Here is a 26,051-nt window from a genome sequence, read left to right on the forward strand (position 1 = left end):
AATTCTATGCTGAGCCGGTCAAATGCAAATTCGGGATATCTGTTGGTATTTTATGTCTTAAAGCGCACATTAAGGGCTTGAGTATAATTAGGCCGTTTGCGAGCCGAGAATACTTTTAAGAGTCGATACGAATTGAGCCGCTTCCGCCGAAGAAACTCCGGACAGCAGTTTTTTCTCGATGCGCGAGTATAGGCGATCGGCGCCGGCAACGGCTTTGAGGCCGCGTTTCGTCAATCTCACGCAATACGCGCGGCCGTCGACCGGAGAGCGGCGACGTTCCAGAAGCCCCTTGCGGATCAGCCTGCTGACGATTCCGGCAACCGTCGAGCGGTCGATGCCGGTAATGGCGACGAGATCGGTCTGGCTAAGGTCATCCTCGCGCGAAATCGCCGTCATGATCGCCAGCTGCCTGAGGGTCAGGTCGCTATCGCCTGTTTCGTCAGAGTAAAGTTGCGTCGCGCACTGATCGACCCGGCGGAGCAGATGCAAGATTGATCGCTGAAAGTGTGCGGAATTGTTCTGACTCATGTCGCGTCTCCCAGCCCTGAAGGGCATTCATCAGCATGCAAACACTTGCCGAGAAAGCACGAGCCGCCGCATCAAGTCTCGATTACCGGGGCTCTGAAAATAGAACCAAGAGGAGATGGCTTGTTCTGTATCGGCGCGGAGTTTGCGCGATCGCTTCGGCGCCAACATGCGGCGCAGGTCCAGATCGTGGCGATAAAGACATTTTCCTGGGTTTGCACGGTTGGCCGGAATTTGTGCTCCTCGAAGCGGAAGGCCGCGGTTTTAGGGCCACATCCGGAGACATTCGGACCCTTATTCGGCCGTCTGTAATGCCAGGACCGGCTTAGTTGCGGCATCATCCCGTCACCGTCCGGCGTCACGGTATTCCGCGCGGGATAAGGCCGGTTCGCGCTGCCATTCAACTAGAAGGTTGGTGATCGCAGGGTGAGAAGGATGCGGGCAACGAGGGGATTATGGCGACCATCATTACAGTGCACGGCACGTTTGCGAAGCCGACGGAGGCGAATGCCGATGGCGGCCCGCAGCCGGACCTCCAATGGTGGGAATCGCAGAGCACGTTTGAGAAGGATCTCAATCAACTCGTCGAGGGACGCGACGGCAAGCTCGACGTGAAACCGTTCGTCTGGTCAGGGGATAACAGCGAGGTCGAGCGCCGCGAGGCCGGTGCGAAGCTTGCGAGGATGATGCACGATCTCGAGGTTCGCAGCGAGCCGTACTGCGTCATCGGCCATAGCCACGGCGGCTCGGTTGTCTCGGCCGCTTTGTTGGAATGCGCGGCGCGCAAGCGGTCGCTCCCCAACATGAAACGCTGGATCACGGTCGGCACGCCCTTCATCAACCTGCGGAAAGAACTGTGGCTGCTGACGCGCCTGAGCCTCGTTCGCAAGGTTATATTCGTCGCGTCTATGATGCTCCTGCTGATGCTGCTCATTTATCAGGCAGCAACGATCCTCACCGGCGATCGCCTGTTGTTCGGGGGACTGTTTCCGCGCGTTCAGTATTGGACGATCGCCTTCATGAGCATTCCCGCATTCCTGATTTATTTTCTTTTCAAATATCTCGACGTTCGCTCGATGCTCGATCATCGCCGCCGCGTGACGAAGCGGGCGCGGAAAAGTTTCGGCGATCGGTGGCGGGCTTTAGCGCACCCGGACGATGAAGCCATTCAGGGTCTGGCTTTGCTGCCGGAGGCGCGGTTATCGTTTTTCGACCGGTCGTTCGCCATTTCGACGATCACGCTGACGTCCGTCATTGCGCTGCCGCTGATCTATCTCGCGGTCCTGTTCTCGCCTCCGACGATCGTTGGGCTGTCGAACTGGCTCTACACGCACGTTTACGAGGTGAACCTCACGCCCGAGGCCGAAGCCGACGTGAAGGCGCTGCGAGAAGAGATGCGCGCCATTCGTCGAAACCGCGAGACCGAAGCGGCCACTTCGGCCGCTGCGGCGGCGCCGACCGAGCGAACGCAGCAGGAGCGGTCTGCGCTTTGGAAGCAGTTCCGCGAAAAGCGTGGCGCGCTAGAGGCCAAGTATCCCAATTTTTCCGAGATCGAGCGCGCCATGCGGTTTCGTCAGCGCTTTCTCGAGACCAAGGACGGGCAGCCGTGCGAAGGCGGCGTCATCTGCGGCGGTGGCCGCGACTTGACGTACAATAGCGGGCTTCTGCTGCATCTCGTGACGGACGAGCTTTCGTGGTTCCTGGGGGCGAACAACGCGCGCGGCATGAGCAGTCAGCGCTGGATCTGGTCGCTGGCGGTGCCCATGGTCGTGACGCCGCTGATCTTCGGCATCATCGCGCTCGTGCTGATGGCGACGATTCAGGCGCTGGCGTCGGTGATCAGCGGGGTGTCGAGCAAATTCCTGAACAGCATCACGAACGCGGAGGTGAAGCGCGCCGGGTTCGGCAACGACACCGAAGGCGAGGTCGTGTCGGGTGCGGCCGACCGTCCAGCGTGGCTTGATCGGTCGCAACCGCGTCTGCCCGCTGCTGTCGCCGATCTGGTCACTGACTACAGCAATATGGCGGCAAGCCTTTCGATCGCGAAATTCCGGCAGGCGATCGGTCAGATCCGGTTCGCCGTTCCGCCGCATAGCGCAGACTCCGCGATCAGCACGTATTTCACCTGGAAGGAACTGGTGCACGCCTCGTATTTCGATGTGCCGGAATTCCGCAAGCTCGTGGCGCAGGCCGTCAGCCGGGCCGATGGGTTTGCTCCGAGCGAACGCTTCCTGGCCGATCCGGATTTCGCGCGCACCGAGCAGTGGCTGACGGCAATCGAGCAATCGCCCGGAACGACAGCGGTGCCGGGTGACCGAGAGCCGACAGCCAAGGACGCCAAGGCCGTCGCGGCGGTGGTGACCTCGACGGTGAAAGCAGAGCCTTGAAGCACCGCAGCCGGCCTTGATCCGCCGCTCTCTACTTCGGCTTCGAGTTCTTGGGATCGGATTGCACGGACGGCTGCACAGTCGGGTTCGGGAGCGCAGGTGAAATCCTGTCGGGTGTTGCGCCGTCGCCTGCGGAGCCGCCGGTATCGCGATGATGGGCATTGCCGCGATCGATCGGAACGACGGGCTTCTGCGAGTAGGCTTTCTTGGCTTTCTGTTCGAGCCTGAGACTTTCAGGGACATCGTCGGCAACCGCTGGAATCGAAAGGCCAGCGGTTGACAGGGTGAGAACTGCAAAGATCAGGCTTGCCGAATTGCGAGAGTGTGATGCCATCGTCGCCTCCGAGTGAACCTCCGGCGCGCCGCCCAAAGCGTTCACATGATGAGATTCAGTAATTGGCCGGCGTCTGTCAGCAAGCAAACAACGGTCACAATATTAATAATGGCTGATCAACGGTTATCGCACTTTTCGGATTGATTCAGATAAATGTTTTTCGCGTGCTTTGTGAAAGCAACCATAGCATTTTTGCGGATTGTCTGAACATCGCGATTCATCAATTAATTCGAGATTGAGCCAGATCAGAGATGTCTACCGTTTTGAAGAGCGGCGGTCGCGCATGTCAGAGAGACTGGATCGCTGGTGGACCGCGATGCTTAACGTCGCTATTCGCGCGATGCGCGACAAACAAAAAGCCGTTCAGTTGAAAAACACGGGTGCGCACAAAGGAACCTCGAATTGCTCGAAGCGTTGCGCTTCGGTTAGCAGAGGATATTTCCAATGAAAAAAGCAATCATGTCTCTCATTGCATTGAGCTTCGCATTCGGAATCCCGCTGTCAATGATGTCTGCATCTCCGGCTAGCGCATGCTGGTGGAAAGACCGGCGCGGTGAACCGTAGGATCGCTGCGTTTCCTGCGAGACCCCCGGATCCCGATCCGGGGGTCTTTTCGCAAGCATCGGAATTTCAATCGATTTTTTCTTTCAATTCGCGTCGAGCAGCGCCTTGCAATATTTTGCAATGGCGAGGCTGGATGTCAGGCCGGGGCTTTCGATGCCGTAAAGCGCGACGAGACGCTGGATGCCGTGCTCGGTTGACGCGTGTATCGCAAAATCCTCCGCAATTGCGCTTCCCCGCGCAATCTTCGGGCGAATGCCGGTATAGCCCGGGCTGAGTGCGCCATCCGGGAGCCCAGGCCAATAGCGGCGGATCGAGCGTTCAAATTCCGCCGTCCGCGAGCCGTGCCGATCGTCGAACCGATAATCGATGCTTTCGATCCACTCCACATCCGGCCCGAAGCGCACGTTGCCTTCAAGGTCCAGCGTGAGATGCGTGCCGAGTCCGCCCTCGACCGGTACGGGATAAATCAAATGCTGAAATTCTGATTTGCCGCGATAAGTGAAATAGTGACCCCGGGCGAATTGGAGCGCCGGCGGGAGATATCGCATTTCGCGCGGCAACAGGGGGCCGAGTTTGGTCATCCCAAGGCCAGCCGCCGCAATCAGGTTTCGAGCCGTAATTCTCGCTGGCGCACCGCTACTCACCATATCGATTTCGAAAAGTCCGTCCGCACGGCGAATGACATTCTGAACGTCCGTCTGCAGGACGATAGCGCCGCTACGGTTTTCGATGTCGCTTGCAAGGGCTTGCATCAGGCCGTGGCTATCGACGATCCCGGTCGATGGAGACAACAGAGCTTTGACGCTACTGATCGCGGGTTCGAGTTTCCGTACGTCGCTCGTGCCAAGCCACTGGAGATCATCGACGCCGCTGGCTTTCGCGCGCTGCGCGATGACGTCGAGAACTGCGGTTTCTGCTTCCGACGTCGCGACGACGAGTTTCCCGACGCGCCGGGCGGCGACGCCGTGGTCTCTGGCGTAAGCGTAGAGCAGGCTTTTGCCTTCAACGCACAGCCGCGCCTTCAGCGAACCCGGCGGGTAATAGATCCCGGCGTGAATCACCTCGCTCGATCGCGAACTGGTTTCCTGTCCGATGGCGGCCTGGCGTTCCAGCACGTAGGTCTGCTGTCCCGCCTCCGCGCATTCAGCAGCGATTGCGAGACCGATCACGCCTGCGCCGATCACAACTGTTTCGATGTCGGGGGTAGCGGATGTGCCCATGCACGGACCAGAGCGAAAAACGACGGCGTCGTGCAGCCATCTTAAGCCATCAGACGCCGATTATTGAGCGAAACCGCGCGAGGTCACGCGCAAACTCAATCTGATGGGAATTTGGGAATGTTCCGGCATTGCATCATGGCTCCGCGGGTAGGATTCCAGAGCCAACAACGCCATTGATTTTTAACGCTTTTTTCTGTTTCTGTGTAGCAAACCGTGTAGCATATTGTGTAGCAGGGAGCCAACCTTTACGGTCGCTGCAGCATGATAAGCGAATATCTTTTTCAACGAAATGGCGTTTGGCATTTCCGTCGTCGCGTCCCCGCTGACGTGAGTTCGCTTGATCGTCGACGCGAGATCTGGCGATCGACGAAAACTGACAACTTTGCAACGGCGATTATTGTCGCCACAAAGGTGAACGACGAGCTCGAGGCGTTTTGGTGCGCGCTTCGTGATGGCAAGGGCCGACCTGGTGCGGCTCTGGATCCAGGCAAGGAATTTGAGAGGTCCGTCCGCATGGCGCGGACGCTTGGTGTATCGTACCGCGCCGTCAACGAGCTTGCGGAAGGCGACTTATCGGAAATCGTTCGTCGGGTCGCGCTGCTTGAGGAAAAGAATTTGACCGACTCGCCGCCGGCTGCAGCCGCGGTTCTAGGCGCAGCAAAGAAACCATCGATTTTGATTTCGCAGCTGTTCGAAAAATTCGAGGAACATGGTCGCGACCGGCTGCGCGGAAAATCTGTCGATCAGGTGCGGAAATGGAAAAATCCGAGAATCCGCGCTGTCAATAATTTCGTTGAGGTCGTTGGTGACAAGACGCTCGAGTCGATATCGCGCGACGACGGCCTCGATTTCCGCGCTTGGTGGCTCGATCGCGTCCTTGAGGAAGATTATGACCCAGGCAGCGCGAATAAGGACCTGGGGCATTTGAAAGCGATGTTCCAGGAACTCGATCTGGCTTGGCGGCTGAAGCTAGATAATCCGTTCGCGGGCCTGCGCGTTTCGGGAGAGAAGCACAACAAGCGCACTGCATATTCTGCGAAGTTTGTTCGCGAGAACTTTCTCGCCGGCGATCGGCTGTCCAATTTGAATGCGGAGGCTCGAGCCATAACCGTTATGGTCGCAATGACAGGCATGCGCCCGTCAGAGGTTGCCGCGCTGTCTGAGAATCGGGTCTTTCTGCAGGCGAACATTCCCTACGTGAGTATCAAGCCGGAAGCCCGGCAACTGAAAACCAGGCACAGCGAGAGAGATATGCCGCTCGTCGGCCTGGCGCTCGAGACAATGAGAGAATTCAAAGCAGGTTTCCCGCGCTATCGCGATGCACCGGACACATTGAGCGCGACGGTCAACAAAGCATTATCAGAGTCAGGACTACGGCCGACACCGGAATATACACTCTACTCTCTGCGGCACACGTTCAAGGATCGGCTAATCGCTCTCGAGGCACCACAGCGCGTGCAGGATGCGCTTATGGGACACGCTGTTCGCGAGGTTGAATATGGTAGTGGGCCGTCTTTAGAACAGCGCGCGACCTGGATTGCGCGCGTTTGGGGCGCTGCGGTCTGATGACATGGTCAGCGCCCTTGCTTTCGCGAATGCTGGCCTGCAGAGGGTTTCAATGTCAGTCATGGAACAGTCCCTCGGGGCATCTGAACGCGACGCGAGCGGCTGGGTTATCGAGCCAAATCTGATGCAGGTTGCGGAAGAATTCGTTGCTCACACCGAAAGCGCGCGCTAAGCCCGCAATCAGTTCGTCGTCGATGATTAGATGTTCGTCCTGAACCGCTAGTAGGATCTCAATGCGGAAACAGTCCAAGCTATAGCCGCTCGGTGTCTGCATCCGCTTGGCAACATCCGAGCACGTCCAGTTGCGCGCCTCCATTTCCTCCGCGAGATACTGCGCGAGCGGGAAAACCTCTGCGGGCGTCATTGTTTCGATGCGGTCTGATGACATGGCTAGGCGTCCTTCGCTTTCAGCGGTAATGCGTTAAAACCAGCCACTCGACGTCGGCGTGGAGGTCGATCAACTCCCAGATTTTCTGTTCGAGCACGTGATCCTTGTTGGCACCGAATGCCCCGTCCGCGAAGCCGTGCACTTCCTCGAAACCCTGACCGTTCTCGGTCTTGGCGATCACTTGCCCGACGGCGACGTACTTGCCGTTCATGCCGTCTGAGAGCACGCAGATGCCATTGTGATGCTCGATGCCCTTGAAGGCGCTATCCTCGTACGGTCTGAGCCGGTCGTGCATCTCGTTGCCGAGATGCTGCTTCACCTCGTCGTAGGTGAACAGCGCCCCGCGCATGATGTAGGTGTTGGCTTGGGTACTCATCCTCTATCCTTCCTTTGTCGTAGATGCGGCGCGGTCGAGACGTTCGATTTCGGCGTATGCAGCGCGGGCCTTGCGGAGATCGCCAACGGTCAGTTTGGTGCCCGGAACTAGATTGTAGTCGTCTCGCTCGAATACCGGCCAAGCGAACATTTCCGCCGCGTCTGCAAACGGTTTTAGAGCGTCACGAATTGCCGCCGTCCTATCCATTGCTTCAGCTTCGCTCATTTTGTCCTCACTCGCTCATTCCAACTCGAATGAAGCGTTTCCTTGAAACCAAAGACGACAGCCGTTGAAACGTGACATTGCGTGCAGGATATGCAGGAGCCGCCGAAGTTATCGGGTTCGACTTCCTCATCTTGAAAATCAATGCGCTCTGCCGTCCCGCCGCAGAATGGGCACGGTAAAAGTTCGCCGGGTTCTAGGGTGTCGAGCGCGTCCAACCGCGCTAACATTTTATCGTCAGCTTCGCTCATTTTGTCCTCGTATCTGATGCGGCAAGGATGACATTCAACGCGTTCGTCCAGGGACAATTGAGGTTCGAATGCTCCCCAACATCACTACCGAAATAATCGGCTATGGCGTGCGCAAGCTCGTCGGCCGCGTTTTCAGCGCGGTCGCGTTCATCGATAAGCTGCGAACAATCTCGGCACGTATCCGCCGTCCGTTCTGGCGCTGCTGTGTCTGTCATGGTGTGGGTGCCTCAGAAAATTCTTGCTCTGCGATGTGGCAAAGGAAGTCGCAAGCAGGTTGAATGGGATTGATCGTAGGGTAGTCGTCGGGGATCTCGTCGATGAACCGGCGCTCGCCGTCGATGCGCGTCAGGCGCACGTCTAGTTGTCGCGAGAGTTCCGACATGCGCTCGAACTCGGCCGGGAAATGCTTGCGAACGAGCGCCCAATACGCCGGGCTGGTCGCTTTAACGCATGGGATGCAGTTGTTGTTCTGGAAGCCTAGCGCGTACATCGGCGGAGGCGTGATGCCAGCGCGATCGATGATCGCTAGACACGCCTCTTTGGTCAGCCCGCGCTCGATAAGCGGCGTTTTGATCGTCAATTCAAAGTAGTTGTCACGGAGGCGCTGAGCGCGCTTCTCGTCAGGCGCGTCGGCGGTGTAGCCAAATACATGAATATCGGTCGGTTGTTGCCACGCCAAACGCGGCATTATCTTAAGTTCAACCGTGCAGGGCGCGCCATCGTTTCCCGCGAGATAGCGCCGCCTTTCGAAGACGTCCCATGTATCGGCGTAACGATCCGATTTTAACCGCTCAATGGGCCGATTGAACCAGCGCACGCAATCGGCGATGAAGCGTTCGTTGTCCGGGTGCTCAGATCCGGTTTCGCAATAAGCGATGACGGCGTCGGGATGCTCGCGCAGCATCATTCGCGTCGCCACAGCGGACGCCGCTCCAGCGCTGAACCAGCAAACTATACGCCGGTCAGTCATCCTCAAGTTTCCTTCTTGTTCTGTGATGCGCCGAACAATTCTTCGACCATGTCATCCAGCCGTCCTATGAGAGATCCCCACATGGGAACCGCCCCCATGATCGCGAGCATGTTGAGTTCGTCCCTTATCTCTTGGATGCGGGCGCGAACCTTCGTTTCGAGATTTGGCAGCGGCGCGTCGTTCTCCGCCATCATCTCGCGCCACGTAGCAGGATCGCTGTAACGGCAATCAGGATGCTCAGCATCGCCGCGCCAACCGGCGTTGCAATCGGGGCAGTCCGCCGTGCCGAAATCGACTTCCTTTTCACCTGAGCCACCGCAAGTCGGGCAGCACTTCGGATGGCACTGGCACGGCCGATAGATGACGTCGGGCTCATAGCCTTCAAAATAGGTGTCGTCGTCCATCGCGACGCCCGCGTGGCAACCTTCCTTGCCGCATCCTGATTGCTTGCTGACGATAAACGTCATCGTTCCTGTCCCTCTGACTGTGATGCGCGGTAATTGCCCCATCGAATTGCGGCCAACGCGTCCACTGCGATCTGCCGCATGACAACAACGTCCGTATGCGCACCGTCTCCGCTTGCGCCGGTTGCAATCTTCTCAAGTGCACGCACGAGATCCAATTCTCGAATGGTGAGGACCGTCATCGTCCCTCACTATCAGACAAAGCGGCGCGGCCTTTGTCGGTGATTTCGAACTCGTCGCTGCCGTGGACGTAACGGCGCATCAGCCCTTCTTCACAAAGTCGCTGCGCCATAGCTCGACGTGACCGGCGTGCGTAACCGCATGTGTTGAACAGCTTTGCGACGCCAAGATAGTTTGAGGCCGCTTCGCTTAGGAATTTGCGGTGCGCCGGGGACATTAAATTGCTTGCTCCTGCTGCAGCAGAGCACGCGCTCTTGACCGGGCGTCGCTTGATGCGCGCCTGGCCTTGAGTTCGTCCTCGATGCGCACAAATAGCGGGACATAGTCACCGCCCCCATTGCTGGCGACGAGCTTCGCTAGGACCCGAAGCGTTTGCTCGAGCTCTTGCGTGCTGACCTGGTCGCCGCGCTGGGTCATTTTGCGGGCTCAGATCCCGATGCCGCAGAGAAATAATCGCAAGAGTGTGCGGTATCGTGCACCTGGTCGTCGATTTCGCACTTGATTTTTCCGGCAAGTGGAGCGCCTCGAGCGTCGAGCTCGAGGAATGCGCTATTGCAATGTTTGCAGCGAGGCTTCACGATTGGTCCTCCCCGCGATTTTGGCGAAGAAGCCCTTTATGAGTCAGGATAATGCGAGCCATGGCGGATGCGTTAGGGCTCGCCGACCAGAGAGCCGCCGCGATTTCTATCGGTTCAGCGATGCCTTGGTCTCGAAACCATTTCGGCTCGGTTCGTGCCGTTCTGCCGTCGATTTCGACGCCGTTGATATGATGGTTGTGACAGAGAGGCAGCAGCCAGCGGTCGGTTGCTTTCCTGCCGACAGATCGTTCTCTCGCAGCTGGACCGTGTTTTAAATGATGCGGCTCAACGCCGACGACAGTGCAGCCAGGAATGAGGCACGGTAGTTTGCAAATCGCAGCTTTGTGCGCGTCGCTATTTCCCGTCCGGCTTTCTCGCCGTTTTTTTGGCGCGGCGCGCTTTGTTTTTTCCTTTTGGACTTGGCTCGGTTTAAAGTTTCCATAGACGTGCGGGCGGAAAATTTGCTGCGCCATTGCTATTCCTCACTGTCGCTACTTTCGCCGGCGGCGCAGAACTGAGATCCAATTCGGCGAAACTCCACCTTGCCATTCGGGAACGCCTCGACGAGTGCGCGCACTGCCGGCTGGCGCAGCATGTCCTCGGCCTCGCTATCGGAAATGATTGTATCGTCGCTCGCCGGTCCGAACCGTTTGACGCGCTGCAGAACCTTGATGACTAGGCGTATGCCCTCGGCGTATTGGGCTAGAAAGGCGAGCGAGGCATGTGCCGCTCGGATATCGCGGATCTTTTTGTCGGCCGTCTCTGGCTTATAGCGGCCTTTCTGAACCCATTCGGGATAGAGCCGCTCGCGTTGGCGGATTTCTCTCGCAACCTCGTCGCGCTGATCTTCGATCGTCGGTCTGGGCAGCGTTGCTGCAGAGGACATAGAGGCGCCGACCTCTGGATCCGCTGCAGCAACATCGGCGTGCCCCACTGCCGCGACCGCGTTCATTAGCAGGCCTCGCCTGAAGCAGTGACGGCGAGCGACCAAGATGGAGGTTCCGGCGCTCGCCGCCGAATGCCGTCGAGAGCGTCCGGGAGAAGACGGGAATCCCTCTCTGATAGCTCGGCGGCAAAAAATTCGGGCCGAGCCGGTGCTTTTAACCGTGAAGTGCACATCGGCCGCCCCCGAAGCAAATCAATCGCAATGAGGGTGCAGCGTCGGATATTTCCGACGACATGTCAACTATCGTCCGACGATCAAAATCGAATTATGGCAGAAATCAGGGTCGACGCAGTGGCAAATATTGGTGGTGGACTACGCCAACGACTTCGAATCGGAATTCGTTGTCGGGATCGTTGAGCGCCATAATCTCATTGGGGCCGCTGCTTGTGGTGGCTAGGAAATCTGGCGGAATGAATTCTCGAAGAACGGTTGCGTATGGATCTGGGTGTGCCCGGTCATAGACATATGCGATGATGATATCTCCTCGGGCTAGCTGCCGGGAGGATGGTTCGTCCATGTTTACGATGAGGATCTCGCCAGGAAGAATCCGCTTGGGATGGCTCTTGTCGAGGACATTCGTCAGTACTCGAAAGGGGGCCATGTTTGCGGACATATGCGCGAATTCGGCCACGTCGACGACGGGCTCCACGTCGCTAGCGCGACCCGATGGGCGCGGAAAATTTGCGAAACTGACCCCGAGCCTGTGAGGCGGAATTTTTAATTCTGTAGCAAGTCTGATCTTGAGGTCGACCGGCATCGCTTTGGGTGAACCGCGCTCTAGATAATCATGCAAATATCCGCGCTTCTTTCCCAAGCGCTTAGAGAGGTCCGCGAGCTCAAGATCGAGTTCTCGCGCGCGTTCCTTAATCAACTCTTTGATAGCGTTCGAATCTTGCATGCTGGAACGCTACCCGTCGGTTAACGAAAAGACACTCGTTTTGGTTTCCGATCAATGGGGTTGACGCGTCGGAAGAATCCGACGATAAGTTTTCCCCATGACTCACAGCCTCGCCGATGACTTCAAAGATCGCATCAACGGATTCCTCGAGCGGACAGGCATGTCGCCGTCTGCATTCGGAAGGCAGGCCGTGAACGACGGTTCTTTCGTCGCCGACCTTAATTCGGGCGAGCGAGAGTTCCGGCTCTCTACGATCGAGAAAGTCGACAAGTTTATCGCGGACTTTGACGCTGATTTAGCGCACGCCGCGACCGTACCGCACGACGTTCAAAGAAATTGTTTAACGTAGGTTCGAGGGTGGGAATGGTCCTCGATTTGCTATCGCCAGCCGTCATTGTCACTGCGAGCACAACACTCGCAGCGACGTCAGCATGGCGCTGGGTCGTTGACTGGCGGCAAGCGCGCATTCTTGGGATATCGATCTACGATTTTCGGCACGGAGCGGAACGAAGGCGTAGGACATTGTCGCGAGTCCGCGCGCGCGTCCGCCGCGAGTCCTCGATCCGAGTCCCGGCCCAATCGGCATTGATCCGGGACGAGTACCACGGTCGGGCCTCGGTGCAGTCGGCCGAGGGACCTGGGTCATTGTCGAGGTCTGATGAAGGGCCTGCGGCGGCGGAGACTACGCAAAACGAGCCAGAAAACAGGCCTTTGGCAGAGTCCCAGGTAACGAGTCCTGATATGGTTTCCGCCGATAACGTGCGGCTGCTGATGGTCCCGCGCGATCAAATCAACGAATTTCTCGCTTTCGAGATCGCGCATGCCGTAGGAGCGAGCCTCAAGCGATCGGCTACCGATTGGGTTTCCGCGTATCGGCATTGGGCTTCTGTGCATGCGGTAGGCGCAATGCCAGAAAGCATATTTCTCAATCTGCTCGGAAACGCGCCGGGGATTCGAAAAACGCGGGAGAGGAGGAAGGATCCTCGCTCAGGACGGGTTCTCAAGAATTCCGCTGGAACGCCGCTACGCGATTACTTCTATGCGCTTGGCGATATCGACGACGGCGCATCGAAGAAGCCGAAAGGCAAGCGAGAGACGAAGGCAGAGCGGAGTGCACGCGAAGCCGCTCAGATGGCCGAACGAAGGCGTCTCGCAGAGGCCATGCCACAACTCACATGGGCCGAATACCTCGCCTCTATGTCCGTCGAAGATCGAGAGAAATTTGATTTGCAACATCGGCCACTAAAAGCGGCCTGAGCTTTTTGCGTCCGAGGGAAGTTGCGTTTGTAGCGTGGCGTAACGGTTGCTGATCTCCGGGGGGAGCTTCATCGGCATCGCGTCAGTCATCTGCCGCCGGTAGCGGTTTCGCGTGTTCGAGCCGTTGCCGGCGTGCAGTGTGTGCGGCGTTGAGTTTCCAACAGAGTACGAAATGCAATCGCGGAATAGCGCCAGCTTTTCCGCGCGAGGTTTGTCGCGAAATTTTGAGGGGATTTTCCTTGTCCGTCGAGGCGCTCGCCTACGTGAAAATGCTTGAGCTTGGAGAGCGCGAGAGTACCGCGACGCGTTTCGTTATGTACGTGCTCGGCGAAAACACGTTCAATGACAGTTTTCGCTGCCGTCTCAGTCAAGATCAGATTGCTTTCGAGGCTGGGCGCATGTCTGTGCGCACGCTTCGGCGGCACCTAGATACGCTTTCAGGTATTGAGCGCGCTGCTGACGGCTCGCAGAGCGTCGTAGAGCCTGTTTTCATCAAGCGTCATCCTCAATTCGATAGCACTGGCGCTCGGATCGAGGATGCGATCGAGATTGTCGGTTTTGACGTCTGGTATCTTGACCGTACGCGGAACCGAAAGGGTCGTTCAAAAAATGACTCACAACCGGACAAAATGTCCGGGGGGGCAGACTCAACTACCACCGGACAAAATGACCTGGGGGGTCGGCCAGATTGTCCGGGGGCACCGGACACAGCTTTGTCCGGGGGCACCGGACAACAGGAGTCCGGGCATATAGAAGACCGTACTAAGAACCGTACAAGTGAAGATGCGCGTCTAAGCGCGCGAGAAGATTCAATTTCTGCTTTTGAAGTGAAGGTTAGCCAAGCTCTGCGAGCCGAGCTCGGGGAGAAGGTTTTCGAGTCGTGGTTTTCGAAGGTCAGATTTGAAACGACCGGCGACATTGTTCGCGTGCAAGCGCCGCTGCCATTCGTCTGCAATTGGATCCGGCAGCACTACGGCGACCTCGTTCGCCGCGTCTGTCAGGCGATCCAGTCCAACATAACCAGCGTCGATTTCATCGCACAAACACAGGGGGCGACACGATGAGCGCCGTTGCGCACGCGATCGACCGTGAATCGATCGCCGATCAGGATCCTCGGAATGCGGTCCTCGGAATGCTTAGAACCATGCTCGAGAGCGCGATCGCGTTCGCGAAAAGCCAGGACTGCGAGCCGCAACTGTTGGCAATCGTCAAAGGCCTGCTTCCCGACCTCGTCCCGCCACCCGCGGCCGACTTGTTCGGCGAACCGTTCGGCAAAGCGCTGCCGGATCTCGTTTCTCGCGCAGCTGCGGCCGACGACAAGCTCACCGATCTATTTCTCACGATGGTTCGCAATGCGCCAGCGCGCCTCACACAGCGCCGTCTGACGGCTGCTGAGCACGAAGCACACAAAGCCCTAGCCGAGCTCGCAAACGTCCTGCTCGAGCTCCGTAAGCAAACGAGGAAGTAGATGGACGTTACATATCCGACCACACAGACGAACGTTTCACGCATCCGCTCGCTCAGGCAGCGCGGCTGGTCAGATCGCGGCATTGCTCGACAGCTTCTGCTGCCGTTGTCGCTTGTGCGGAAAATTATCGCCGATCTCGAGGTGTCACGATGAAAGCAGTTGCAATCAAAGCCTCGAAAAAAGCTCTCGGTAAAGACAAGGCTAAAAAGCCGAAAGCCATGCCGAAAAATCATCGCGCAGTCATGGCCTCGCGTCGGGAGCCGCCAGACTCGCTCGAGTTTTTCCCCACAGGCCCGTGGGCGACCAGGGCGTTTTGCGTACACGTCCTGATGAACCATTGCGGCATCGATCTTTCGACGAAAAAATATTGGGAGCCGGCTGCAGGCGAAGGTCATATGCATGAAGTGCTCGGCGAATTTTTCGCTGAGGGGTACGCATCCGATGTGTTCGATTACGGTCGAGGCTACGCGCAAGGGGCGTTCGTTGTCGAGAAAACAGGCCTAGTCGACGATTTGGCGCGGTGCCCGTTTCGGCCTCACTGGATCGTGACGAACCCGCCTTTCAGTTTAGCGGAACAATTTGTCATTCGCGCGCTGCAGGAAGCGACCGAAGGCGTGGCGATTGTCATGCCGATGCGCTGGCTCGAGGGTATCGGGCGTTACGAAAACATTTTCAGCGTCATTCCGCCGACGCTAATCGCGATCTCCGTTGAACGCATTCCCATGCATAAGGGCGTCTGGCTGCCCGACGGCGATACCGCAACCAGCTATATCTGGTTTGTCTGGGAAAAGCGCCGCGGCGGCCGGACCGATACGATTTGGATTCCGCCGGGACAGCGCAACAGCCTCGAGCATCCAGACGATCGCAGACGCTTTGGCCCTCCGGTGGGCGCCGATATGTTTCAGGAGGCGCCATGACACTGCTCATGCGCGAAATTATGGTGGCGCTGACCGGCAAGCGCTTCCCGCTCGAGGATGAGAAGGCGACGCAGTCCGCTATCTGGGACGTGTTTCGTTTTCAGACGGTGTACGGCGCATCGCGTGAGGTTCGCGTCGCGGGCGGAATTATCGACTTCCTGATTGATGATGTTGGCATCGAGGTAAAAATAAAAGGTCAGGCCGCATCGATTATGCGCCAGCTGAGAGCCTATGCCGACGAGCCAGCAATCTCTGGTCTAATTCTCGTAACGTCGAAGCCGGTCGCTCTTGGTCCGACGATAGGCGGGAAACCGGTCGCCGTATTCGACATGGCGAGGGCGTGGCTGTGAAAACGCTCCTTGATCATCAGCGGACCTATGGTGCGATCGAGCACGACGGGAATGCTTGGAAAATTACCGAGCTCGAGCCGCACGTCGCGATCATGCTCAAGGCGAATTTCCCGCGCATCCCTAAGACGGCTAAGCCGCCGTTCACGATTTCCGGGGGCGCGCACGTCGACGCGACGCTTGCCTGGTTTCTCTTGCGCTTTCCACTCCGGATTTCTGACGCCGATAAGACTCGGATGGACGAGCAGAAAACGCTTTTTGAAGTCGGGCAGAAAGAGCTCGGAGCAATTCTTGCGCCGGGCTGGATGCCTTCAAAAATAGTCGGTTTCAAAGGCAATCAGCGGCCTTGGAACTATCAGAGCGCCGCTGCTGAGCTTGCGCGTCGCACTGGCCGCTTGCTGCTTATGGACGAGCTTGGCCTTGGAAAGACAGTCTCGGCCATAGCGGCAATTGTAGCTCCGGATTATCTGCCGGCTATGGTGGTTCCGCAGACCCACTTGCCTGAACAATGGGCAATCGAAATCGGTGAATTCACGACGCTGACGACGCATATCATCAAGCGCACGAAGCCCTATGAATTACCGCGCGCCGACGTCTACATTAATCCTTATTCGAAGCTCGCGGGCTGGATCGACTATGCCCCCACGGCTGGTTTCAAGTCGATCGTGTTCGACGAGATTCAAGAACTTCGCAACGGCATCGAAACGTCAAAAGGCATTTCCGCAAAACGGTTCTGTGAGCAGGCAAGCCTAATCATCGGCTTGTCGGGAACGCCAATTTATAATTACGCCTCAGAAACCTGGCAAATCTGCAATTTTCTTGAGGAAGGCGTTCTCGGGACTTTCGACGAATTTAAAACCGAATGGTGCGAAATGGGTCCGGGCGGCAAGTGGATCGTCACCGATCCCCAGGCGCTCGGTACGCACCTGCGCGAGATCCACCTGTCCTTGCGCCGGACGCGGGCGGATATTGGCGACGAGCGGCGATATCCGAACAAGATCATTCACGAAATACCGTTCGATGCGCAATCGTTCGCCGCGGACGCCGGCGCAATCAGAGCTCTCGCGGAACGAGTGACGGCGACTGCACCACTCGCGCGTGGCGAAGCAGGTAACGCGGCGCGAGAATTTGATCTCAGGATGCGGCATGCGACCGGCGTCGCGAAAGCGCCACAGGTCGCAGCGTTCGTCAAAATTCTACTCGAGGCCCGGCAGCCCGTCGTGCTCTGCGGCTGGCACCGTGACGTTTATGAAATTTGGGCACGCGAGCTCGCCGACTTCAATCCCGTTTTTTATACCGGCACTGAGACCCCGCGGCAGAAAAAGAAATCGGTTCAGATGTTCTGCGAAGGGCATTCGAACCTTTTCATACTTTCGCTGCGTTCCGGAGCGGGGCTCAACGGGCTGCAGCATCGTTGCCGGACGATCGTATTCGGTGAGCTCGACTGGTCGCCGAAAGTCCATGAGCAATGCACGGGTCGGCTCGATCGACCCGGCCAGGAGCAGCAGGTCGACGAAATATATCTTCACGCGGATGGAGGTAGCGACCCGTCGATGATTGGAGTCCTGGCGCTCAAGTCGTCCCAAAGTCAGGGCATCGTCGACCCGTTCAGCGCGCCTCGTGATCAGATCTCTGACGTCTCACGAATTCGAGAGCTCGCCGAACTCTATCTGCAGGGCAACAGCCATCTTGCGGCACCGGCTCCGAAGCCGAAACGAATGTCAGTTGCGTCTGAACAGAACAGTCTTTTTTGAGGGGGAATAAATGCACATCAGCCAAGTTAAACCTGGTGACACGCTCATAGCGGACGATGGTTTCTCGTGTCTCGACCCCGATCAGCGCGTCACCGTCCATTCCGACGATTGCGGACTGTTCGTGCCCTGTCGTTGTGGCCAGCACTATCTCGACGGTCAGCTGAATGCTGTCGGTGATCTTGTCGGCCTTTATCCGCCGGTAGAATTCAAAACCATTCAAACGGGGGCGAGCACATGACGCCAGAACAACGCGCAAATTTTGTCGCGAACGTTACTGATGCTGAGCAGCGCCGGTCCGCGGAAAAGCTTTGGCAGGCTGCGCACGTTGCCGAGGTCGCGCTCACGCAGGCCTGCGTGTCGCGTGGTATCGCAGCAGTGCGGCCTGGCGAAGATAGGACGGAGGAAGATCGCGAAGCGGAGATTAACGCAGCCGTCGCCGCAGACCCCGATCTGAAGGCTCTGCATGCTGCAGCCGAACAAGCGTTGCAGCCGTGGCTCACCTGTACAGAGTACGGTGAGCCTCTTGAAAGTTATGATGGTGAAATAATTCGCTGCGTGCTGACTGGTTTTCTCGTCCATGAGAACGATAAATATCTAATCGATCTCGGTACGCACGAATGCGTGTTGAAATCTGCGCTCGGTGTCCCGCTCGGCTTTATTCTGGGTGATTTTCTATCGGATGACGCGCCGCCGATCGCGATCGGCGACGACGCGCTCTCGGTAGCGCAAGCCGTTGCGCAGGATCGCGTCAATGTCTGATGAGCCAGAAATCCTCGGCGGCAATCAGAGCGCGGATCTGAACAGCCGGGCCGATCAAATTATCGCCGTTATGGATGAGATCGATGACGCGAAGGTCCGTCTCGCCGACATAAAGGCTAACGCAAAGGCCAGCGGTTACGATCTTAAAGCGCTTAGCCAAGTCGTAAAGGAAAAGCGCAAAGGCGCTGGGTTCCAAGCTCAGCAGCTTGAGCTCGAAATGGTCCTCGACAGCTACCGCAAGGCTGTCGGCAATGCGACTGACCTCGAGAAAGCGCAGGAACGCGCTCGCCGGGAAGCCTCCGAGGATCCCGACGAGAAGAAAGCCAAACGCAAGAAATCGAGCAAGGTCGTTCAGTTCCCCGGCGGCAAACCGAACTGAGGTCGCGCCATGAGCCTAGATCCTATCTTGGCCGAGTGCGAGCTCGAGCCGTCTATTGCCGAGATTGTTAGCGCCGAACGCGCTGCCATATCTTCGTTAGAAAAGCTGCGGCGCGGCCCGGTGTTGATCGATAGCGGCAACTCGCGCTCGATCTGGCTGCGGACTGCGGTCGAGCCGCCGCTCGATCTCGATATCGAACTGCTGCTCGGCCGCCGTTGGGGCGTCGAGGTCGTTTATCTCGGCTGGGCCTCGCGCCGTTTTCTTAACGGTGCGCTTACATTCTGGGTTTGGCACAACGGTCGCTCTCGTCTCGTCCGGCCGAAGGGATGGAGGGCCTCGGCGTGATGCTTTCGCCGCCATTTCCAGAACGGACGGGCGATGTTATCCGTCATCGCGAGTGGATCAGGCAGCTGCAGGCGCCGATGCCTGAGCGCGTCGGAGACGCAATTCGCGAGCGCAGACGAGTTCGCCGCGAAAGATTGCTCGCAAAGATTGCCGAAAGGGCAATTACTCTCGGTGTTCTTCGGCTGCGCCAGGTCAAGGGCCACGAATGGCGAGACTCGCGAATCCCGCCGCCGCGCAAACCTGCGCCGATCGAGGCGATTTCTGCTCCGGCGAAAAAGGAACCTCTCGAGGCCGAGCGCATGCCGATCGGCGCGCATCCTATCAAGAGCCTCGCAGAGGGCGCGATCGGCTTGCTCGCGCTTCCTACGCGCGATGTGCGTGGTTTTTGGCGTTGGCAAGCCTCAAGGGGATCGAAAAATAAGCGCGTGTTTTACGAGCTAGCCGGCGGCAAGGAAATTCCGATTCCCTACCATGATCGTCCTAAATACTTTTTCCCTGCGCGCCCCCTCATTGCTGAACCTGTGAAATTCGAACGTCCGCTCGCAATCGACGCCAGGCCGCCGGCGCAGGAAATGCCGGACGAGCTCATGCCGGCGAGTTCGGGAGAGTTGACAGAGGACGAGGTCAGAAACCGGCTTTATTGGGCGATCAAGACGCTGCAGGCGTTGCGCGATCCCGAATGGAAATTCCTGACCGCCGGCAATCGCGTCAACTGGCCGACGACAGTCGCCGAATATGCCGACCTCGTCGCGCGTGATGAAAATCACGACAATAAAGATTCAGCGTTGCGTAAGTCCAAGTTCGAGCCGTCGCGCGCGCATCTGCGCGACATGGACGAGCCGCTCGAATGGTTTCTGGTTCTGAACCTGAAACCAGCAGAGCGCATGGCGCTCATTCGCAAGGGGAAGCTGCCGCTATCACCTGAGCAGTGGCTCGTTTGGTGGCGGGCTCGCGACATTTCTTATTCGACCGTAGCAAAGCACATTGGGGGCAATAATGAAGCCGCACGACGCGGGACAGACGCCGTCTTTAAACGGCTCACGGCAATTGCAAACGAGCCCGCAAGGGTTGAAGCCCGGCGGGTTCGTGCCACCGCCATCGATCCTCGAGCTCAAGCCGAAGGGAAATCAGAAATATTTGAAATCTGCGCGTGAGGATCTCGAGGAAAGGCGCGACCTAACAGCGATTGTCGCGATCGGGCTCTGGCCGTCTGGACCCTGGCAGCTGTCGCTCACCGGAACGCAGCCGAACAAGGTTGCCAACGATGCAAGCAAGTGGGCCGGCCTCATGGCGATGACGCCGAGGCTCGGCGCGCTGATCTTTGTCGAGGGTCGCGGGAAGGCTGAGCGGATCCGTCAGGCGGTCCTCGGCGATCAGCGAACGATCATCCTGGGAACTGCAGACGACGTGCAGGCGGCGCTCGAGGTCGCAGCAAAGCAGGAAAGCGTCACGTACTGGGATTGGCCGGCGCACGTCGAGCGTTTGGAAGGCCTCGCCGAGATCAAAGAGAAAGAGGACATGCGCCGATGAGCTTTCACGGGGCCAACGACGACCAGCCGCTTTATCGGCCGCTGCGTTTCCGAGTCCTCTCGCAAGAGGAAAAGCTTGCGTTCAACAACATGGCTCCCGGTGCCATTTGGCTAGCCGGTCCTCTGCGCGGCGCGATCCCGCGCGGATGGGGCGATAACCGCGGAGGTTGGCCGATCAAAATCAGCTGCACTGCGTACTGGGGCATGCGTAAGGACGAAAAGCTCGAGGGCCGCGACGCGCTACCCTGGGATGACATGGATTTTATCGGCCGCTGGTGGTTCGACAGTTACGACATGGCCGACCGCGTCCGCTGCGATCTGCTTAACGAACTCATGCGCCGGGAAATCTACGAGGACGCCAAAGGCGCATGGCTGTCGTTTGATCCAGATTTCGGCCTCGATCTGATCGACGCGGAGATCCGGAGAATTTCGATCTCGAAAAAGTATGAAGTGCTTACCGATCGAGAGTTGCTGCGCAGTCTCACTTGGCAGTTGGAGCTTGCCCGCAAGGTATCTGAAACAATGGGTTTGACATGAGCGAACGCGGACCATCGCGGCCTGTACTCAGGTATCACGGCGGGAAGTGGCGGCTCGCGCCCTGGATTATTTCGCATTTCCCGCCTCATAGGATCTACGTCGAACCATATGGCGGTGCGGCCTCTGTTCTTTTGCGGAAGCCTCGAGCCTATTGCGAGATATACAACGATCTCGACGACGAAATTGTCTCGTTGTTTCGTCTCTTGCGTGACCCGGCGAAAGCTGAGCGGCTGCGCGACCTGGTTGCGATGACGCCTTACGCCAGGGCCGAGTTTGAAGAAGCATACGGCGAAACGGCGGACGAGTTCGAGCGCAGCCGCAGAACGCTCGTCCGATCATGGATGGGGCACGGATCGTCCGGCCTCCGCGGGCATAAAACCGGTTTCCGCCTCGGGTCTAAGCGAGAGCATACAACGTCGTCTATTGATTGGGCGAACTGGCCGAAAGCGCTTCCGGCAATTGTCGATCGTCTGCAAGGCGTAATGATCGAGAAGCGACCGGCGCTCTCGCTGCTCGAGCGGCACGACGAGCCTGACACACTGTTTTACGTCGACCCGCCATATGTCTTTTCAACCCGTTCTCAGAAGCGCCTCGGGGGCGATCTATATCACGGCTATCGCCATGAGATGAGCGATGACGATCACGGCCAGCTTTTGGATTGCTTGAGCTCGCGTGTCGGTATGGTCGTTCTGTCCGGTTACCGAAGCAAAATTTATGACGATGCGCTGGGTCGTTGGCATCGCATCGATTTGCAAGCGCGCGCCGATCGTGGGGAAAAGCGAACCGAGAGCCTCTGGATGAATGAGGCTGCAGTCGAACGTGGTGCGGTTCGTCAGCCGTCAATGGTCGCAATGATGCAGGCCGAGGTTGGTGCTTAGAGTTTAACAACGGGGGACTTAGCAATGCCGAGAACAGTACCTGAGAAAATGGATTCCGCAGAACGTTCTGCATACCTCGGAATTAGCGCTGCCATGGGGCTAGCGCACACGACGGCAGAAAATGCCGGATGGTACCGGAATCCTGAAACGGGCGAGCCGGTAAAGCGGAATTTCGGTGAAGTCGTTGCGCTGATGCACTCGGAGCTTTCGGAAGCGCTCGAGGCCGATCGCAAAAATCTGATGGACGACAAGCTGCCTCACCGCAGCGGGATCGAGGTCGAATTCGCTGACTGCATTATCCGAATTTTCGACACCGCGCAGGCGCTCGGCTTGGACCTTCCCGGCGCGATCATTGAAAAGAACCGCTTCAACCAACAGCGCGCCGATCACAAGCTCGAGGCCCGCGCCGCCGGCGGCAAGAGGTATTGAGCGATGAAGCACTGGCGGCGCTTCCTTGATTGGCTCGGCTGGAAATTCAATTCGGCGGCTCACTGGTGTTTCGAGCATTCCGACGAAACGCCGAAATGGATCGTTGAAGCCAGCCGGCCGCCGGAACGGTACGAAAACGGGGAATTCTGATGATGGGGGTTCAAATGTCATTCGCGGTTCAAGTCTTCATCGCTGCAGTAATCCTGTATGCGGCGGCTCTCGCTATGTTAGTTGCGGCCCGAATTGAGCGTCGCGCTGCGCTTTACGATCGACAGCAAGCGGCCGAGGATTTTGCGACCGTGCAAAAGGCGCTGGTGCTCTTTAATTGCGGGGCAAAAGAGGAAGCAATGTCGACAATCACTCGTCTCGGAGTACGACCGGATGGGTTGAGAGCGGGTACGACCGCGAGGGACTTCATCGCGTCGAAATCGAGAATCCCGCCGCCCAACATCAGCCGCCGATTACTGTGAGGCCGCCATGCAGAGAATTGCGGTCACAGAGGCAGAGATCGAGCGCCATCGATCGAGAGAGACGGACGCTGCAGAGACGGCCTGCAGGCATCTAAACGACCAGGTCGCCGATTGGTATTGGCTGCCGGCGGATCCGGCAACGCTGGTCCCGTCAATGTTCTGTTGTCGGAGTTGCATCGAAGCGTGTTTGAGCGAAGGCGCCAAACCGAGGGAGCACGCCTAAGTCGGGATATTGCTCGGCTTGGCAGGTTTATCTAAAACGAGATATGGGTATGGTGAGCAAATTGGGGGTGGTTTGGAATGGAAGTCAGCATTCGAATTGAAAAGCCCGACACGTCGCCCTGGCCGCAATGGGATGACGCACAACACGAAAACGATATGGAATTCGGTGACATGGTGTTTGAATTGCCTCACCACACGGCACCGTCTAATGAGGACCTTGTCCGACCGTCATCGTTTGACAAATGGGAAGCTGCAATAATCGAGCGTCGATGGCCTAACGAGCAGCGGTATCTCGAATTGCTTCGTATTCTCGCAACCGAGCCCGCTTATTGGATCAACGTTATTCACTGATAACGCGCATGGATGAGAAGCGCCTAACCCTCCGCGAGATGGTAGATGCTGACATTCGCGTCCGCTTGCACTGCTCTGATTGCTATCGGGACCGAACCGTGCCGCTGGTGACGTTGGTCTCCGATCGTGACATCGCGGCAAATCTATCATCCCGGCAAATGGAGCGGCGCATAAGATGCAGCCGCTGCAACGGCACGCACGTAATTATGATGGCGCCATCGCATCACGTCGGACCGCTAAAAGACGAGCGTGCCCTGCGGCTGGAAACCAACGTGAAGGGCGTGCGGTGTCCCGAGTGCAGATCGCAGGCTGTGAGCCGGTCAGGCCCATTAAAGCGGGACATGCAGAAGCGTCCGAGAACCATTCATGGCATGGTCTATCAGTATGAGTGCGAGGATTGCTGGAATTGGTGGTCGGCGAACTGACGGCGCGCTGCCACGCTTTAGTTTTTCGCCGGAATCGACGTCATGCTTTATGGGCTGCACCCTTAAAGCGAAAGCCCCGGCGCTGGGTGCGCCGGGGCTGATTTACACTAGGTGGAATTGGGGAAATTCTCCCCAATTAGCCGCCGGCCACAGCCTTGCATCGTCCGACGGACATGCGCGGCGGGATCAGGCCGGACCGTTCCCACTCGCCGAGCCATTCGGACATTGTCGAAGGGGCGACGTCGTATCGATCGGCGAGTTCAACCTGCGCGCCGAACCGTTCGCCCGCCGCGATCCGCCCCTGCAGGTCGACGAGCGCGGCCTCTTTTGCCGCTGTGCGCGCACGGTTGCCGGGCTTCGGACCATTCGGCGAACCGTTCGGCGAACTGTTCGGCGGGGGAAATGCCAGGATTTCCGCCGACGGACCGTTCGGGCCGAGCAACGCCGCCTTGGCTTCGGCGAACCGTTCGGGGCCATCGAGCGCCACGAAATCGGACTGTTCGGCAGCGACAGACGGTTCGGACTTCACTTTTTCGACCTTCGGGAAGGTCGACTTTCGGAAGTTGTTACCGCGACCCCGCTTCGCACTGGCATAGACAGCCCAGGCGAGGGGAGACGAGATCTCGAGGCCGAGGCCGATCATCAGGTTTGTGAAGGCCTGAATGCTGTCGATCCCGTGCAGTTTTGTGAAAAGCGACAGCAGCCAAGCGATCGTTGACGCCTGGGCATCGGCAGACGCTGGCTTGCCCTCCGACATAACGGTTTCTGCAGCGTCACGCTTGGCCGTCAGCACCTCGATCTCGCCGGCGGTAGCAGCGACGGCCTTTGCTTCGATCCAGGGCTGGCACGCCTCGCGATTGGCGGCAACCTGGCGCGGTCCGTTGCTCTTAGGCGCGAGCTCGGTGCAGCCGCCGGTCCGCCTGGAGATCGACAGATCGACTTTGCTCAGCAGATCCGCAGCCTTTGCCTCGGCCTGAGATCTCGAGAGCTTGACGGATCCGAGCTCGGCGAGGCGCTTGTCGGCAGAATCACGCGTCCGCCTGGCGCTCTCATACCGCTCGATTGCTGCCGCTTTCGGATCCGAGGCCGCTTGCTTGCCGCTGGAGGCGGCGCCGATCGCCGCCAGGCACGAAATGCACAAGGCGATAAGCGAGAGGATCCCGGCAGCCATGCGGCCGTATTCACCGCGGGCCGACCAGGCGTAAGACATGGCGCCGTCTTTCACGACCGCGAAACCGAGAAAGCCGACGCAGAGGCCGAAACCGGCCTCGCGATAGCCGTAGGATCCGTTGAAGTAGAGCACCGTGCCGGAAAGCAGCGCGGCGCCGAGGCCGATAATATTTACGTGGTTAGAGCCGTGCGCTGGGCTTGCCTCGCCATCGCTCCGAGGTTTAGTTCTAAACATGGGTTTCAATCCTTCTAGGTAAGGTTTGAGATCAAGAGCCTCGCCGCGGTGGCTGCCGTTGCGGGGCTCGCTCGTTTCCTGCATGGCGCAGGGTGCGGGAATTGGGGAAAATTTCCCCAATTCCCGAACGCCGCGTCATGCTGCGATGGATGCGAAATAGTTCGGCATATGCCGGCGATCACGGATAACGACAAATTCGAAGTCGGCGCCGTTGTCCCATTTGCGGGCAGCCTGCCGGCAGATCTCGGCGGCTTTCTTCGCGCCGGCCTTGGACGCATAGAGCGCTGCACGATGAGCGCCGAGCATGAACACCGGCTGAGCGTCTGCCGGATCGAAATGCAGCAGCCAATCCCGTTTGAAGCGGCCGAAGCGACGTTCGATCATGTAGGACATGGTTTCCCCCTTACTGAGCGCGAAGAACGGGCGACATGGAATAGGAGCCGTGCGGCTCGATGCACTCGACGCCGTCGGAAACGCGGACCTTGCGGCGCGTTACCTTGCCGCTCGAGTTGCGGATCGAGACGAACGCGGCCGAGCGGCCAACGACCGTGAAGGAAAAAACGCAGTCATAGTCGCAGATCGAGCGGCAGCTGTAGGTTTTTCCGATTTCGAATTTCATAACATGAGCTCCAAGCAAGGGGTTTTCAGCTGGTCGGTTCTGTTACGTTATTAAAATAACCTGGCATAGTCAAGCCCCTTGACCAAGTTTT

General features: G+C 58.1%; 34 protein-coding genes and 1 pseudogene. 20 read left to right on the top strand and 15 right to left on the bottom strand.

The window, feature by feature from the left end; all coding sequences use genetic code 11:
- Positions 1-87: 87 nt before the first annotated feature.
- On the bottom strand, positions 88-528 hold the full coding sequence (locus tag HDEN_RS05725) for a MarR family winged helix-turn-helix transcriptional regulator (protein WP_013215183.1): 441 nt from the start codon (positions 526-528) through the stop codon (positions 88-90).
- Positions 529-980: 452 nt separating this feature from the next.
- Here HDEN_RS05725 and HDEN_RS05730 point away from each other — a divergent pair, with 452 nt between their 5' ends.
- Positions 981-2,912: a hypothetical protein gene (locus tag HDEN_RS05730; RefSeq protein ID WP_013215184.1), complete on the top strand. Its 1,932-nt coding sequence runs from the start codon at positions 981-983 to the stop codon at positions 2,910-2,912.
- A gap of 31 nt (positions 2,913-2,943) precedes the next feature.
- On the opposite strand, the gene HDEN_RS05735 is transcribed toward HDEN_RS05730, so the two are convergent.
- Positions 2,944-3,246, bottom strand: a complete 303-nt coding sequence (locus HDEN_RS05735; protein ID WP_013215185.1) for a hypothetical protein — start codon at positions 3,244-3,246, stop codon at positions 2,944-2,946.
- 647 nt (positions 3,247-3,893) lie between these two features.
- Positions 3,894-5,030, bottom strand: coding sequence for an NAD(P)/FAD-dependent oxidoreductase (locus tag HDEN_RS05745; RefSeq protein ID WP_013215188.1), 1,137 nt, complete (start codon positions 5,028-5,030; stop codon positions 3,894-3,896).
- A gap of 261 nt (positions 5,031-5,291) precedes the next feature.
- Here HDEN_RS05745 and HDEN_RS18615 point away from each other — a divergent pair.
- Both HDEN_RS18615 and HDEN_RS05750 read left to right on the top strand, forming a co-directional pair.
- Positions 5,292-5,468 (top strand): annotated as a pseudogene (locus HDEN_RS18615) (DUF6538 domain-containing protein); the annotation flags it as partial.
- A 75-nt stretch (positions 5,469-5,543) separates the two neighbouring features.
- Complete coding sequence (locus HDEN_RS05750; RefSeq protein WP_169305478.1) at positions 5,544-6,596, top strand: tyrosine-type recombinase/integrase; 1,053 nt, start codon at positions 5,544-5,546, stop codon at positions 6,594-6,596.
- A 55-nt stretch (positions 6,597-6,651) separates the two neighbouring features.
- Here HDEN_RS05750 and HDEN_RS05755 read toward each other — a convergent pair whose 3' ends face one another.
- The 9 genes from HDEN_RS05755 to HDEN_RS05795 form a co-directional block, all read right to left on the bottom strand.
- Positions 6,652-6,984 carry a transcriptional regulator gene (locus HDEN_RS05755; protein ID WP_013215190.1) on the bottom strand — a complete coding sequence of 111 codons (333 nt, stop codon included), beginning with the start codon at positions 6,982-6,984 and terminating at the stop codon, positions 6,652-6,654.
- A gap of 19 nt (positions 6,985-7,003) precedes the next feature.
- Complete coding sequence (locus tag HDEN_RS05760; protein WP_013215191.1) at positions 7,004-7,360, bottom strand: hypothetical protein; 357 nt, start codon at positions 7,358-7,360, stop codon at positions 7,004-7,006.
- Positions 7,361-7,363: 3 nt separating this feature from the next.
- Entirely contained in the window at positions 7,364-7,585 is a 222-nt protein-coding gene (locus HDEN_RS05765; RefSeq protein ID WP_013215192.1) for a hypothetical protein, read from the bottom strand.
- Complete coding sequence (locus HDEN_RS18135) at positions 7,582-7,833, bottom strand: Lar family restriction alleviation protein (protein WP_013215193.1); 252 nt, start codon at positions 7,831-7,833, stop codon at positions 7,582-7,584. Before HDEN_RS18135 ends, HDEN_RS05765 begins: the two co-directional genes overlap by 4 nt.
- 211 nt (positions 7,834-8,044) lie before the next feature.
- Positions 8,045-8,752 carry a hypothetical protein gene (locus tag HDEN_RS05770; RefSeq protein ID WP_245256742.1) on the bottom strand — a complete coding sequence of 236 codons (708 nt, stop codon included), beginning with the start codon at positions 8,750-8,752 and terminating at the stop codon, positions 8,045-8,047.
- Positions 8,753-8,805: 53 nt separating this feature from the next.
- Positions 8,806-9,270: a hypothetical protein gene (locus HDEN_RS05775; protein ID WP_013215195.1), complete on the bottom strand. Its 465-nt coding sequence runs from the start codon at positions 9,268-9,270 to the stop codon at positions 8,806-8,808.
- Positions 9,271-10,021: 751 nt separating this feature from the next.
- The gene (locus tag HDEN_RS05785) at positions 10,022-10,498 is read right to left on the bottom strand and encodes a hypothetical protein (RefSeq protein WP_013215199.1); all 477 of its coding nucleotides are present in this window, start codon (positions 10,496-10,498) and stop codon (positions 10,022-10,024) included.
- Between the two features lie 2 nt (positions 10,499-10,500).
- Positions 10,501-10,911 carry a hypothetical protein gene (locus tag HDEN_RS05790; protein WP_150103203.1) on the bottom strand — a complete coding sequence of 137 codons (411 nt, stop codon included), beginning with the start codon at positions 10,909-10,911 and terminating at the stop codon, positions 10,501-10,503.
- Positions 10,912-11,248: 337 nt separating this feature from the next.
- Entirely contained in the window at positions 11,249-11,869 is a 621-nt protein-coding gene (locus HDEN_RS05795) for a helix-turn-helix domain-containing protein (RefSeq protein ID WP_013215201.1), read from the bottom strand.
- A 618-nt stretch (positions 11,870-12,487) separates the two neighbouring features.
- Here HDEN_RS05795 and HDEN_RS05805 point away from each other — a divergent pair.
- The 17 genes from HDEN_RS05805 (at position 12,488) to HDEN_RS05885 (ending at position 23,511) form a co-directional block, all read left to right on the top strand.
- The gene (locus HDEN_RS05805; protein ID WP_169305479.1) at positions 12,488-13,126 is read left to right on the top strand and encodes a hypothetical protein; all 639 of its coding nucleotides are present in this window, start codon (positions 12,488-12,490) and stop codon (positions 13,124-13,126) included.
- A gap of 239 nt (positions 13,127-13,365) precedes the next feature.
- Positions 13,366-14,190: a DnaA N-terminal domain-containing protein gene (locus HDEN_RS05810; protein ID WP_013215204.1), complete on the top strand. Its 825-nt coding sequence runs from the start codon at positions 13,366-13,368 to the stop codon at positions 14,188-14,190.
- Positions 14,187-14,594: a hypothetical protein gene (locus HDEN_RS05815; protein ID WP_013215205.1), complete on the top strand. Its 408-nt coding sequence runs from the start codon at positions 14,187-14,189 to the stop codon at positions 14,592-14,594. The genes HDEN_RS05810 and HDEN_RS05815 overlap by 4 nt, the downstream gene beginning before the upstream one ends.
- 149 nt (positions 14,595-14,743) lie before the next feature.
- On the top strand, positions 14,744-15,511 hold the full coding sequence (locus HDEN_RS05820) for a hypothetical protein (protein WP_013215207.1): 768 nt from the start codon (positions 14,744-14,746) through the stop codon (positions 15,509-15,511).
- The gene (locus HDEN_RS05825; protein ID WP_013215208.1) at positions 15,508-15,861 is read left to right on the top strand and encodes a hypothetical protein; all 354 of its coding nucleotides are present in this window, start codon (positions 15,508-15,510) and stop codon (positions 15,859-15,861) included. The genes HDEN_RS05820 and HDEN_RS05825 overlap by 4 nt, the downstream gene beginning before the upstream one ends.
- Positions 15,858-17,612: an SNF2-related protein gene (locus HDEN_RS05830; RefSeq protein WP_013215209.1), complete on the top strand. Its 1,755-nt coding sequence runs from the start codon at positions 15,858-15,860 to the stop codon at positions 17,610-17,612. The genes HDEN_RS05825 and HDEN_RS05830 overlap by 4 nt, the downstream gene beginning before the upstream one ends.
- Before the next feature lie 10 nt (positions 17,613-17,622).
- Positions 17,623-17,850: a hypothetical protein gene (locus HDEN_RS05835; RefSeq protein WP_013215210.1), complete on the top strand. Its 228-nt coding sequence runs from the start codon at positions 17,623-17,625 to the stop codon at positions 17,848-17,850.
- Complete coding sequence (locus HDEN_RS05840) at positions 17,847-18,371, top strand: hypothetical protein (protein ID WP_013215211.1); 525 nt, start codon at positions 17,847-17,849, stop codon at positions 18,369-18,371. The genes HDEN_RS05835 and HDEN_RS05840 overlap by 4 nt, the downstream gene beginning before the upstream one ends.
- Positions 18,364-18,750: a GapR family DNA-binding domain-containing protein gene (locus HDEN_RS05845; protein ID WP_013215212.1), complete on the top strand. Its 387-nt coding sequence runs from the start codon at positions 18,364-18,366 to the stop codon at positions 18,748-18,750. Before HDEN_RS05840 ends, HDEN_RS05845 begins: the two co-directional genes overlap by 8 nt.
- Before the next feature lie 9 nt (positions 18,751-18,759).
- Positions 18,760-19,095, top strand: coding sequence for a hypothetical protein (locus tag HDEN_RS05850; protein WP_013215213.1), 336 nt, complete (start codon positions 18,760-18,762; stop codon positions 19,093-19,095).
- Between the two features lie 299 nt (positions 19,096-19,394).
- Positions 19,395-20,249, top strand: a complete 855-nt coding sequence (locus HDEN_RS05855) for a DUF6362 family protein (RefSeq protein ID WP_150103205.1) — start codon at positions 19,395-19,397, stop codon at positions 20,247-20,249.
- The gene (locus tag HDEN_RS05860; RefSeq protein ID WP_013215215.1) at positions 20,233-20,625 is read left to right on the top strand and encodes a hypothetical protein; all 393 of its coding nucleotides are present in this window, start codon (positions 20,233-20,235) and stop codon (positions 20,623-20,625) included. Before HDEN_RS05855 ends, HDEN_RS05860 begins: the two co-directional genes overlap by 17 nt.
- The gene (locus HDEN_RS05865) at positions 20,622-21,161 is read left to right on the top strand and encodes a hypothetical protein (protein WP_013215216.1); all 540 of its coding nucleotides are present in this window, start codon (positions 20,622-20,624) and stop codon (positions 21,159-21,161) included. Before HDEN_RS05860 ends, HDEN_RS05865 begins: the two co-directional genes overlap by 4 nt.
- Positions 21,158-22,039: a DNA adenine methylase gene (locus HDEN_RS05870; RefSeq protein WP_013215217.1), complete on the top strand. Its 882-nt coding sequence runs from the start codon at positions 21,158-21,160 to the stop codon at positions 22,037-22,039. The genes HDEN_RS05865 and HDEN_RS05870 overlap by 4 nt, the downstream gene beginning before the upstream one ends.
- A 93-nt stretch (positions 22,040-22,132) precedes the next feature.
- Positions 22,133-22,468 (top strand): nucleoside triphosphate pyrophosphohydrolase family protein, encoded by a 336-nt coding sequence (locus tag HDEN_RS05875; RefSeq protein ID WP_041921570.1) that lies wholly within the window; start codon positions 22,133-22,135, stop codon positions 22,466-22,468.
- A gap of 149 nt (positions 22,469-22,617) precedes the next feature.
- The gene (locus tag HDEN_RS05880; protein WP_013215220.1) at positions 22,618-22,938 is read left to right on the top strand and encodes a hypothetical protein; all 321 of its coding nucleotides are present in this window, start codon (positions 22,618-22,620) and stop codon (positions 22,936-22,938) included.
- A 300-nt stretch (positions 22,939-23,238) separates the two neighbouring features.
- Positions 23,239-23,511 (top strand): hypothetical protein, encoded by a 273-nt coding sequence (locus tag HDEN_RS05885; protein ID WP_013215222.1) that lies wholly within the window; start codon positions 23,239-23,241, stop codon positions 23,509-23,511.
- 561 nt (positions 23,512-24,072) lie between these two features.
- Here the strand turns inward: HDEN_RS05885 and HDEN_RS05895 are convergent.
- The 3 genes from HDEN_RS05895 to HDEN_RS05905 all read right to left on the bottom strand — a co-directional run bounded on the left by HDEN_RS05895 (position 24,073) and on the right by HDEN_RS05905 (position 25,960).
- Complete coding sequence (locus tag HDEN_RS05895) at positions 24,073-25,341, bottom strand: hypothetical protein (protein ID WP_013215223.1); 1,269 nt, start codon at positions 25,339-25,341, stop codon at positions 24,073-24,075.
- Between the two features lie 135 nt (positions 25,342-25,476).
- A complete protein-coding gene (locus tag HDEN_RS05900) occupies positions 25,477-25,734 on the bottom strand; it encodes a hypothetical protein (RefSeq protein WP_013215224.1) in 258 nt (85 codons plus the stop codon).
- Positions 25,735-25,744: 10 nt separating this feature from the next.
- Positions 25,745-25,960 (bottom strand): hypothetical protein, encoded by a 216-nt coding sequence (locus HDEN_RS05905; protein WP_013215225.1) that lies wholly within the window; start codon positions 25,958-25,960, stop codon positions 25,745-25,747.
- Positions 25,961-26,051 lie beyond the last annotated feature (91 nt).

It is taken from the genome of Hyphomicrobium denitrificans ATCC 51888 (assembly GCF_000143145.1).
GTDB lineage: Bacteria > Pseudomonadota > Alphaproteobacteria > Rhizobiales > Hyphomicrobiaceae > Hyphomicrobium_B > Hyphomicrobium_B denitrificans.